The organism is Microbispora catharanthi (assembly GCF_006334915.2).
GTDB lineage: Bacteria > Actinomycetota > Actinomycetes > Streptosporangiales > Streptosporangiaceae > Microbispora > Microbispora catharanthi.
In genome coordinates, this window is the sequence record NZ_VDMA02000031.1 from 20885 (window position 1) to 32642 (window position 11758).

6 protein-coding genes are annotated in these 11758 nt (G+C 69.5%); 4 read left to right on the top strand and 2 right to left on the bottom strand.

Annotation, left to right across the window (positions count from 1 at the left end; all coding sequences use genetic code 11):
• Nucleotides 1–95: 95 nt before the first annotated feature.
• Nucleotides 96–476: a PLDc N-terminal domain-containing protein gene (locus tag FH610_RS38100; RefSeq protein ID WP_139580099.1), complete on the bottom strand. Its 381-nt coding sequence runs from the start codon at nucleotides 474–476 to the stop codon at nucleotides 96–98.
• Nucleotides 477–1310: 834 nt separating this feature from the next.
• Between FH610_RS38100 and FH610_RS38105 the strand changes: the two genes are divergently transcribed.
• Nucleotides 1311–2600, top strand: a complete 1290-nt coding sequence (locus FH610_RS38105) for a poly(ethylene terephthalate) hydrolase family protein (RefSeq protein WP_139580100.1) — start codon at nucleotides 1311–1313, stop codon at nucleotides 2598–2600.
• A 258-nt stretch (nucleotides 2601–2858) separates the two neighbouring features.
• Nucleotides 2859–5711, top strand: coding sequence for a glycosyl hydrolase family 95 catalytic domain-containing protein (locus FH610_RS38110; protein WP_139580101.1), 2853 nt, complete (start codon nucleotides 2859–2861; stop codon nucleotides 5709–5711).
• A 211-nt stretch (nucleotides 5712–5922) separates the two neighbouring features.
• On the opposite strand, the gene FH610_RS38115 is transcribed toward FH610_RS38110, so the two are convergent.
• The gene (locus tag FH610_RS38115; protein ID WP_139580102.1) at nucleotides 5923–9789 is read right to left on the bottom strand and encodes an nSTAND1 domain-containing NTPase; all 3867 of its coding nucleotides are present in this window, start codon (nucleotides 9787–9789) and stop codon (nucleotides 5923–5925) included.
• Nucleotides 9790–9983: 194 nt separating this feature from the next.
• Between FH610_RS38115 and FH610_RS38120 the strand changes: the two genes are divergently transcribed.
• Both FH610_RS38120 and FH610_RS38125 read left to right on the top strand, forming a co-directional pair.
• Nucleotides 9984–10595, top strand: coding sequence for an RICIN domain-containing protein (locus tag FH610_RS38120; protein ID WP_139580103.1), 612 nt, complete (start codon nucleotides 9984–9986; stop codon nucleotides 10593–10595).
• 15 nt (nucleotides 10596–10610) lie between these two features.
• Nucleotides 10611–11633: a hypothetical protein gene (locus FH610_RS38125; protein ID WP_139580104.1), complete on the top strand. Its 1023-nt coding sequence runs from the start codon at nucleotides 10611–10613 to the stop codon at nucleotides 11631–11633.
• Nucleotides 11634–11758: the final 125 nt, after the last annotated feature.

Below are 11758 nucleotides of genomic sequence, written 5' to 3' on the forward strand. Positions count from 1 at the left end.
CGGTCGAGTCGGCGAGGTGTACGCCCAATCGACGGCCGACTTCGGGCAGGCCGCGTTCATGATGTCGCCCCCGGCGCCTGAGCTGCACGCCGCCACTACTGGTCCTGGTTCTTCTCCGCCTGACGCTGCTGCTCGAGGTAGGCGCGGCGCTGCTCCTCGGCCCGCTCCCGGCAGCGGCGGAGGAACTCCTCGTCGTCGTCGGGGTTGGAGGGGACGAACCGGCCCGGCCGGTCGTACTCGGGGAAGCGCCCGGTGTTGCCCTTGTACGGCAGCCCGCCGGGCCGCGTCACGGTCTGCGGCCGGCCCGCGATCAGCCACAGGATCGACCCGACCTCGGGGAGGAACAGGACGATCAGAATCCACAACCCCTTGGGCAGGTTGCGGCAGTCCTCCTCCGCCGCGACGATCACGTCGAACAGGCAGAAGATCCATAAGGCGAGCAGAACCAGACCGAACCCGCCATAGATGAGGGGCATCCCGAATCCTCCCAGTTTCAGACGCGCAGAGCGTAGTGGATCCGATCTTCGTCTGTAGGGACTTCCGGGAAGCGATCTTTCCCGATGCGACCTTCGAGGCGCTGCCGAAGCGGGAGGCGTTCACCGAGTTCTTCCACACCAGGCGAGGCGTCGGCCATGAGCGCGAACGGGTGCCTCTTGACCCCGGCTCGGACGCGTTCGCCGCAGGCATGCCCTCAAATGATTGTTAACGCTAACAATTCGAGCTCGTCTTCGTCCTCCTCCACGAGAGATCAACCGGTGGTGGTGGAGCGGAGCAAAGCCGAGGCGAGGGCACGGTGTCAAGTGACGCAGTACGTCCGGACGCGAACGCGGGAGGGCGTGGACGCGGCCCAACTGCCGCATCAGGGGCCTTTCCGGGCTCACCGGGGGCGACGACTGGTGAAACGTTCATCCGATGACCGCCCTCCCGGATCGCGCACCGACCGCGGCGGTTCCGGGATCACGAGGTGATTTACGCGGCACGGGGCTTTCGCAGCCGCAGCCTACGCTTGACACATTTCGGTGAGGTTTCCACACTGAGCCCCGAGGCGGTCTCCCGCTGTCCGGTGGTGGTGCGCGGGGCGGAGGCCCGCCGTTCGCGACGCCCTCGTGATGTGCGCTCCCTCGCACGGCAGCACGGCGTCCAGCGCTGAATGCCCCGCGTCTCCCCCTTTCTCTGGTTGCAGTCATGGAGGCTCAGGCATGGGCGCACACGCCGTTCCGCCGCCGGGAACCCGGCGGCCCCCCACGGACCCGTCCGCGTCCGGGCCCGGCTCGCGGAGCCGGTCGCTCCGGCGTGCGATGGGCCGGGCTATGGCGGCGGTGGTGGCCGTCCTCGGGCTGTTATCGGCGGCCATCGCGACCCGGCCGGCGTCGGCCGCGGACAATCCCTTCCAGCGCGGGCCGAACCCGACCGTGGCGAGCGTCGCGGCCACCAGGGGGACCTTCGCGACCGCCCAGACCAGCGTGCCGGCCGGCAACGGCTTCGGCGGCGGAGTCATCTACTACCCGACCGACACCAGCCAGGGGACGTTCGGCGGGGTCGCGATCGTGCCGGGCTACTCCGCCCTGTTCGCCAACGAAGAGGCCTGGATGGGTCCCTGGCTCGCCTCGTTCGGCTTCGTGGTGATCGGCATCGAGACCAACAGCCGCACCGACAGCGCGGACGCCCGGGGGACCCAGCTGCTCGCCGCACTGGACTACCTCACCCAGCGCAGTTCGGTACGCGACCGGGTCGACCCGAACCGGTTGTCGGTCGTCGGTCACTCGGCGGGCGGCGCGGGAGTCCTCAGCGCGCTGCTCCGGCGGCCCTCCCTCAAGGCCGGGGTCGGGCTCGCGCCCGGCTCTCCCGTGGGCAACTACGACTTGTACAACGACCGGGTGCCGACGATGTTCATCTCCGGGCAGAAGGACACGACGGTCACGCAGTCCTACCTGAACGGGCTGTACACCACCATCCCGGCCTCGACGCCGAGCGCGTGGGTGGAGATCACCGGGGTGGACCACCTGTTCGCGACGCGGGCCAACACGACCGAGATGCGGGTGCTGATCCCCTGGCTGAAGATCTGGGTGGACAACGACACCCGGTACACCCAGTTCCTGTGCCCGCTGGCGGACTCCACCGGCATCTCGATGTACCGCAACAAGTGCCCGTACGTGCCGCCGGGCGGGTCGTCGCCGTCGCCGAGTGCCTCCCCCTCGTCCAGCCCGTCGCGCTTCCCGTCACCCTCGCCCTCGCCCTCGCCCTCGCCCTCGCCGTCCCAGTCGCCATCGCAGTCGCCGTCCGCCAGCCCGTCGCCCCCGCCGCCGGGCGCCTGCGTGGCCGAGTACCGCACGGTGAACTCGTGGCCCGGCGGCTTCCAGGGAGAGGTCACGGTGACGGCGGGCGGCTCGGCGGTCAACGGCTGGACCGTCAGGTGGACGCTCGGCAGCGGCCAGACGATCACCCAGCTGTGGAACGGCACGCTGAGCACGAGCGGTTCCGCGGTGACGGTGAAGAACGCCTCCTTCAACGGCTCGATCCCGGCGTCCGGCTCGGCCACCTTCGGGTTCCTCGCCACCGGCACGCCGTCGACCCCCTCGCTCACCTGCACCAGCCCGTGATTGATCGCGGCACGTTGTGCCGATCGATGTCCCGTTGACTCCGGAGAGGGCCGCACACACGACCCTCTCCGGGCTCCGGCAGGGCCTCTTATGGCGATGGGAGACCCTGCCGGAGAACACCCACCCTTACCGCCTCCTCGCTCGGGGCCTTCGGGTCGCAGGTCATCCCCCCGGACACCCGCTGTGTCTCGCCGGAGCGGAGCTCCCGGTCGAAACGATTCCGAGTGTCCGTACCCGCCGTGGACTTGGAGAACTGAATTGTCTGATTTCACCCGAAGGCAACTGCTGCGATTCGGCGCGGTCGGAGCCGGAGCCGCGCTGGCGCCGTTCCAGTGGACGGCGGCCGCCCGGGCCGCGGCGGTGGCCCCTCCCGAGGTGCGCGCCGCGAACGATCTGGCCCTGTGGTACGACGCGAGCGCCGGCACCGACTGGCTGCGCGCGCTGCCGATCGGCAACGGCCGGCTGGGCGCGATGGTGTTCGGCAACGTCGACACCGAGCGGTTGCAGCTCAACGAGGACACCATCTGGGCCGGCGGGCCCTACGACCAGAGCAACACGAAGGGCGCGGCGGCTCTCGGGCAGATCCGGCAGCTGGTCTTCCAGAACCAGTGGAGCCAGGCCCAGACCCTGATCGACCAGAACATGCTGGGCAACCCCTCCGCTCAGCTGGCGTACCAGACGGTGGGCAATCTGCGGCTGACCTTCGGCAGCGCCAGCGGCGTCTCGGAGTACAACCGCTTCCTGGACCTGACCACGGCCACCACGACGACGACGTACCTGCAGAACGGCGTGCGATACCGGCGTGAGGTGCTCGCGAGCGCGCCGGACCAGGTGATCGCCATCCGCCTGACCGCCGACAGGGGCGGCTCGATCACGTTCTCCGCGACGTTCGACAGCCCGCAGCGGACCACGCGCTCCAGCCCGGACGGCACGACGGTGGCGCTCGACGGCGTCTCCGGCGACCAGCGAGGCCTGGCGGGCAAGGTCAAATTCCTGGCGCTGGCCCGGGCCGTCGCCGACGGCGGCACGGTCAGCAGCTCCGGCGGCACCCTCCAGGTGCGGGGCGCCAACAGCGTTACCGTGCTGATCTCCATCGGCTCCAGCTACGTGAACTTCAAGGACACCAGCGGCGACTACCAGGGCATCGCGCGGCGCTATCTCGACGCCGTCAACGGCAGGACGTACGACGACCTGCGCGCCCGCCACGTCGCCGACTACCAGCGGCTGTTCGGGCGCACCACGCTCGACCTCGGCCGCACCTCGGCGGCCGACCAGCCGACCGACGTGCGGATCGCGCAGCACGCCACCACCAACGACCCGCAGTTCTCGGTGCTGCTGTTCCAGTACGGCCGCTACCTGCTGATCTCCTCCTCCCGGCCGGGCACCCAGCCGGCCAACCTGCAGGGCATCTGGAACGACTCGCTGACGCCGGCGTGGGACTCGAAGTACACCCTCAACGCCAACCTGCCGATGAACTACTGGCCGACCAACACGACGAACCTGCCGGAGTGCTTCGAGCCGGTGTTCCGGATGATCAACGACCTCACGGTCAGCGGCGCACGCACGGCCCGGGTGGAGTACAACGCGGGTGGCTGGGTGACCCACCACAACACCGACGGATGGCGGGGCTCGTCGGTGGTCGACTTCGCCGCGGCGGGCATGTGGCAGACCGGCGGCGCGTGGCTGTCCACCATGATCTGGGACCACTACCTGTTCACCGGCGACCTCGACTTCCTCCGGCAGTACTACCCGGCGATGAAGGGCGCCGCGCAGTTCTTCCTGGAGACGCTCGTCCAGGAGCCGAGCCTGGGGTATCTGGTGACGAACCCGTCGAACTCCCCCGAGCTGAACCACCACTCGGGCGTCAGCGTGTGCGCCGGCCCGACCATGGACAACCAGATCCTGCGCGACCTGTTCAACGGCTGCGCCAAGGCCAGCGAGGTCCTCGGCACGGACGAGAGCTTCCGGAGCCAGGTCCTGGCCGCCCGGGACCGGCTGGCTCCGATGAAGGTCGGCTCGCGCGGCAACATCCAGGAGTGGCTGTACGACTGGGTGGAGACCGAGCAGAACCACCGGCACATCTCGCACCTCTACGGCCTGCACCCCAGCAACCAGATCACCAAGCGCGGCACCCCCACGCTCTACAACGCCGCACGCCGCACCCTCGAACTGCGCGGCGACGACGGCACCGGCTGGTCGCTGGCCTGGAAGATCAACTACTGGGCGCGGATGGAGGAGGGCGACCGTGCCCGCAAGCTGATCGGCCTCCTCGTGCGGACCGACCGGCTCGCGCCGAACATGTTCGACCTGCACCCGCCCTTCCAGATCGACGGCAACTTCGGCGCGACGTCCGGCATCGCGGAGATGCTCCTGCAGAGCCACAACGGGGAGTTGCACGTGCTGCCCGCTCTGCCCTCGACGTGGCCGAGCGGGAAGGTGCAGGGCCTGCGGGGACGCGGCGGCTACACCGTCGACGCGACCTGGGTCAGCGGCGGGAACACCGAGATCCTCGTCAAGTTCGACCGCGACGGCACGGTCAACGTACGCAGCCGGATCTTCACCGGGACCTATCAGGTGGCCGACGCCGAGACCGGCGGTGCCGTCACCGTCACCAAACCCGAGGCCGACGTCATCGCGCTGCCCGGCCAGGCCGGCCGCACCTACCGCCTGACCGGGTCCGGCGGCACCTCCACGCCGTCGACCTACGTGCGGATCGCCAACGCCACCACCGGCCTGGTGCTGGACAGCGGCGGCAACGTCGCGTCGGGGTCGAACCTCAAGCAGTGGAACTGGGACGGCAGCAACAACCTGCAGTGGCAGCTGGTCGACCTGGGCGGCGGCTGGTATCGCATCGTCAACCGCACCAACGGCATGGTCGCCGACAGCTGGGGCAACACCGCCAACGGCGCCAACGCCAGGCAGGCGGCCTGGAACGGCGGCAACAACCAGCAGTGGCGCCTCAACGATCTCGGCAACGGCCGCTACCAGATCGTCAACCGCGGCACCGGCACGTCCCTCGACGGCATGGGCTACACCACCGCCGGCTCCGCCGTCGGCATGTGGACGCCCAACAACAACACCAACAACCAATGGACGATCACCGGCGTGTGACCTGGCTGATCCCGGCATGATGGAAGGGGGTGTCGGGGCGCGGGGGTTCGCCACGAACGCACGACGGGTCACCCGACGGTTGACTCGACGGATTTCCTGAACGGGTCGGCGCCGCCCTGGCGCACCAGGGCGGCGTCGACCACCGTACGGCGGACGTCGTACACGTCTGCCGGACGGCACCGGTCCTCGGAACGTGTTGCCGATGACGGAATCATCGGCAGGGTGCCTCGAACGGCAGTTCCGGTATGTACTGCTGCCACTGCTTCGGGGTGAGGGTGTTGGCCGTGGTGGCGCATATCCGCTGAATGGCCCGGCCGAGGTTCATCTCGGTGAGTTCGATGGTGCGGTCGTCGCCCGCACTGGCCAGGGTGTGCCCGTCGGGACTGAAGGCGGCACCAAGGATCGGGCCGATGTGACCGGCGTTCAGGGGCTTGCCCTGCGGCATGGCATGCGCCGGGTCGGAGACGTCCCACAGCATGAGTGTCTTGTCGTCGCCCGCGCTGACCAGCGTCCGCCCGTCGGGGCTGAAGCCTACCCAGCGCACCGGGCTGCTGTGCCCTGTCAGCGGCTGACCTACCGGTTTGGGGCGCGCCGGGTCTCGGAGGTCCCACAACTGCACGGTGTGGCCGGCACCGGCCGTGGCCAGCAGCGTGCCTCTGGGGCTGAAGGCGCCCCACAGGATGCCACCGGTGTCACCGGTCTCGATCGTGGACGTCGGCTGGGACGGTTCTCGGTCACGGGCATCCCACAGCCGTACCTTTTGGTCTGCGCTGGAGGCGGCCACGATGTGGCCGTCCGGGCTGAAGCCCACCCAGTGGGCGGGACTGACTTGGCCCGCCAGCGGCTGCCCCCACGTTTTCGGGTGCACCGGGTCGGACGCGTCCCACAGCCGGAGTGTGTGATCGGCGCCATCAGTGGCCAGGAGGTGACCGATCGGGCTGAAGGCCAGCGCGTGGGGAGCATCGGTGGCGCCTGTCGGGATCGATCCGAGCAGTCTGGGGTGTGCGGCATCGGACACGGTCCACAGGCGCACGGTGCGGTCGTCGACGGCTGCGGCCAGGGTATGGCCGTCGGGGCTGTAGGCGACCTGGTCGACGGTGCCGGATGTGGTGAGCGGCTGCCCGAGCGCTTTGGGGCGCGACACGTCTGACAGGTCCCACAACCTGATCGTCCGGTCGCTGCTCGCGCTGGCCAGGGTGTGGCCGTCGGGGCTGTACGTCACCGCGTGGACGGTGCCGGTATGGCCCGACAGAAAGGTCCGGGGGAGGTTCCACAGCCGTACGGTGCGATCGACGCTGGTGCTGGCGAGGGTTCGCCCGTCGGGGCTGAAGGCGACCCAGACGATGAAGCCGGTGTGGCCGGTGAGCGGGGCACCCAGCGGGGCCGGGTGGGCAGGGTCGGTTACGTCCCACAGCCGCACGGTGTTGTCGGCGCCACCGGTGGCCAGGATACGGCCGTCGGGGCTGAAGGCCACCGCGAGGATGGTATTGGTGTGGCCGTTCAGGGGGTGCCCCAGAGCGGCGGCGTGAGCGGGGTCGGACACATCCCATAACCGCACGGTGTTGTCGTTGCCCACGCTGGCCATAGTCCGGCTGTCGGGGCTGAAGGCCACCGCGTAGACGGCGTCGGTGTGGCCGGTCAGGGGCCGCCTCCACAGTGAGGGGTGGGTCCGGTCGGTGACGTTCCACAGGCGGATCGTGTGGTCGTGGCCGGCGCTGGCGACCGTACGCCCGTCGGGGCTGAATGCGGCCGAGGCCACGGGGGCGGTGTGGCCGGTCAGCGGTCGGCCGAGAGCGGCCGGGTGGGCTGGGTCGGACACGTCCCACAGCCGCAGTGTGCGGTCCTGACTGGCGGTCGCGAGGGTGCGTCCGTCCTTGCTGAAGGACACCGAGAACACATAGTTGGTGTGACCGGTGAGTGGTCGTCCCCATGGCCGGGGGTGCGCGGGGTCGCGAACGTCCCACAGCCGTGCCGTGAGGTCGCGGCTCGCGCTGGCCAGTGTGCGGCCGTCGGGGCTGAACTGCAGCCAGTACACCCAGCTGGTGTGACCGGTCAGCGGCCGTCCCAGGGGGGTCGGCCGGGCCGGGTCGGACACGTCCCACAACCGGATGGTGTTGTCGCGCGCGCCGGTGGCCATGGTGCGACCGTCCGGGCTGAACGCCACCGCGTACACCGGTGCGGTGTGCCCGGTCAGTGGGGTGGACAGGGGGACGTTTCGGCTGTCGAGCAGGCTGGTGACGGCCTCCCGGTTGGGCCGGATGCGATACGCCGCCAGGTCCAGTTCGGCCGCGAGCGACGGGTCGGTGGTCCGGACCTGGTCCGCTTCGGTCATCACCTGCTCCGACAGCGCCCTGTCGCGCTCCGCCCTGGCGACGGAACCCTGCTGCAACGCGATGACGGCGGCAGCCGAGGCGACCAGGGTGAGCACGGCCATGAGGGCGACGGCGGCGCGGCGCAGGGCGACTGAGCGGTTGTGCTGCCTGGCCGAGGCGGCGAGGAACCGTTCGACCCGCCCGCTGATCAGGACGTCACCGCGATGGCGTTCGGCCCATTCGGAGGCGACAGCCAGACGACCGCCACGATAAAGGGCAGCTGGGTCGCGGTGCTCGTTCTCCCACGCGGTGGCGGCCGCCGTCAGTTGCTGATGCACGAGCAGTCCGGCGCGATCTTCGTTGATCCAGTCGCGCAGTCGCGGCCAGGCGTGGAGCAGCGCCTCATGGGTCATCTCGACGGTGTCGGTGTCCAGCGTGACGAGGCGGGCACCGGCCAGGGAGTCGAGGACTTCGTCGGTGTCGTCGGGGCTGGTGTCGAGGTCGGCGCGGCGCAGCCGCCGTTTGGTGTCGTCGGTGCCCTCGCCCACGGCGACGAGCCGGAGAAAGATCCCCCGCGCGATGTCCTGCTGCTGCGGGGTCAAACCGGCGTACACGGTCTCGGCGGTCCGCGCGAGGGCGTTCTTGATCCCACCGGCGGTCTCGTAACCGGACAGTGCCAGCGTGTTGCCGCGGCGACGGCGCCATGTCTCTCGAAGCGCGTGTGAAACCAGGGGGAGCACGTTCGCCTGCCCAGCGGCGTCGGCGACGACCCGCGCCAGCAGTGCACCCTCGACCGCGCACCCGGCCCGCGACGCGGGTTTGGTGATCGCCTGACGCAGCTCCTCGGTGGACATCGGGCCGACCAGCAGCTGAGCGTCACCGAGCGCCTCGACGAGGTCGGGGTGCTCGGCGCAGCGCGCGTAGAAGTCGGCGCGGACGCCGAGGACGACCCGGGTGCGGCTGTTGGCGGCCCGGGCCGCAGTGACCAGCACGTCGATGAACCGCTCACGCTCCTGAGTGCTGCGGCAGAGTGTGAAGACCTCTTCGAACTGGTCCACCACCACCAGCATCTCGCTGCCGACCGGGCGGTCCGCCAGGACCTGCAGCGCGGTGAGATGCAGGGCGCGCGGCTCCTTCGTGAGTTCGTTGTGAAGCATGGTCGCCGACCCTCCGCTCAGAGCGGCCAGCTGAGCGGCGCACTCCTCGAGCGGATGCGAGCCGGGCGCGAACAACAGGATCGGCCACCCCGCGGTCCCGGACTCCTCGCCGCGGATCCGGGGAAGCAGCCCTGCCCGGAGCAGCGACGACTTTCCCGATCCGGAAGCCCCGAATACCACAAGGAATCGAGACTTCCGTACCCGGGAAACCAAATCCTGGGTGAGCCGCTCCCTGCCGAAAAACCATTCCGCGTCCTCCGGTTGGAACGCCGCCAGCCCGGCATAAGGACCGCGAGCCCCGTCGTCGGCCGTCATGGGAACGGATTCGGCGGGGACCGCGGCCGCGCCTTCCGCCGCCAGTGCCCGCCATCGATCCTCCCATTCCGACAAATCGCCCCCGCAGGCTCGTACGTAGGCGAGTGTGACGGCCAGACTGGGCAGTTTTCTGCCCGACGCAGCATCGGCCAGCGTGGTCGACGAGTAATGAGCGCGAGCGGCCAGCTCCCGATAGGGAGGGCTGCCCGCTTTGACGCGCAACAAGCGCAGGTCGGCGGCGAAACTCGTCAACTCGCCGCCGTCGTCCTCCAAAGGCCGCTCGGACCGTGGCATCCCCGTCTCCCCCGATTGATGCAATCGGGGACCTATTGTCCGGAACCTGTTGTCAGGCGTCCACCCCCCGACACCGGACAACCGGCCTTCAGTACAACCGGGTCACGGACGGCCGGTGGCGGCCAGATGTCACCGCCGCCCACTGATCGGCGCGACGGCATGACCGGGGACGCGCCCAGAAGAACGAGAGGGAAATGAGACGAGACAGATCACCTGCCCCCGCTTCGGCCGGCACGGCCATGACCCGATTGGCACGGAAGGCGGCGGCACTGTCCATCGGCGCGGCATTGTCCATCGGCGTGCTTCCGGCCACAGCGGCGCACGCCGGCCAATGGGTCACGTGGAAGAACTTCAGCACCGGCAAAGCGCTCGAGGTCTCCCACTCCTCGAAGAAGAAGGGCGCCACCGTCGGCACCTGGCCGTGGAACGGCACCAAGACCCAGTGGTGGTGGGACCAGAAACTCAGCAACAGGTACTACGTCGAGCTCAACTGGAACAGCAATCTGTATTTGACGGCCTACAACAGCTGCGGGTCCGGAATCACCCAATGGCCCACCGGCGCCGGCCATCACGCCTACACCACACAGGAGTGGAAGGAAAAACGCCTTCGCGCCCGCGGCCTGGACCAGGGCTGGGCCCTGATCAACAAGGCCGGATGCAGCGGTGACGCCTATCACGACATGCTCTCCCTGAGCATCGAACACCGCAGCTGGTATCCGGTCTTTCTGTATCCCGAGAATTACGGAGCGTGCAGCCTCGCGATGTATCCGAGCATGTGGCCCGTCGAAGACTGCACCTGGAAATAGGAAACAGAGGAAAACGTGAACGACGACCACAGCCGCCGGCGGCGAAGACTGCTCGCGGCCGCCACGGTGGGCGCGGCCCTTTTCGCGATAAGCGGCCTCGCCGCGGCGAGCGCGATGGCCGACGGCGGCGGGCCCGCCGCGGGCAATCCACCGCCCAGCCCCAGCCCCAGCCCCACGATGCAGTTCACCGAGACGCCTCCCTCGCCCGACCCCGAGCCGTCGACGTCGGAGTCCCCGCCCCCTCTCGGCACGATTCCGGAGGTCACCAGCACGGCTCCTATCGCCATGCCCCTGGACTCGGTGATGACCTCGCTCAGCGACGTCGACCTCCTCGAGACCGCGGGTGAGCTGAAGGCGCGCGACTGCATGCGGTCGCTCGGCTTCACCACCTGGACCACCGGCGCGATTCCCGGCCCCAGCGCCGACAAGGACAGCGACCTGTTCGACTATCTCCCGTCCGCCGACGCAACGCAGTCGGGGTATCCTCCCGCGCTCTCCGACAAGTTCCCGGCCCTCGACGCGTCTTCGCAGACCGCGGTCAGCGAGGACGCGGTGCGCGCGTACACGGGCACGGAGGCCACGACCGCGAGCGGCGCCGCGGTTCCGGACGGCGGCTGCGAGGCCGAGGGCGACAGGCAGTTGAAGGGCGCCGCGGCCGAGTTGCCCGTCGACCCCCGGCTCCTCCTCGTGGAGGCGCAGTTCTCGGCCCTGCGCGACGACCGCATGCAGCAGGCCTTCGCGACCTGGAGCGCGTGTATGGCCAAGCGCGGCTACCGCTACGACGACCCGCTGAGCGCCCACCTCGACCCCCGATGGGCCGAGCGCACATCCGACACCCCGGCCGGCGCCGAGGAGAAGGCCACCGCGGCCGCCGACGCCGCCTGTCAGCAGGAGGGCAACCTCGTCGGGATGTACAAGGCCCTGGAGACCGCCTACCAGAAGCGGCTGCTCGACGAGAACAGGACGCAGCTGACGACCGCGCTGTCGATCTTCAACACCTGGGTCTCGAACGCCAGGGCCATCGTCGCCGCCAACTGATCGGCGGCGTGACCGTCACCTTCCGCACTCTCACCTTCTGCACGCCGGCCCGCCGGTCATGGCGGGCCGGCGTGTCCGCCTGCATGAAAGTGCCGTTTCTCTCGAACCGAAGAGGTCATGGATGA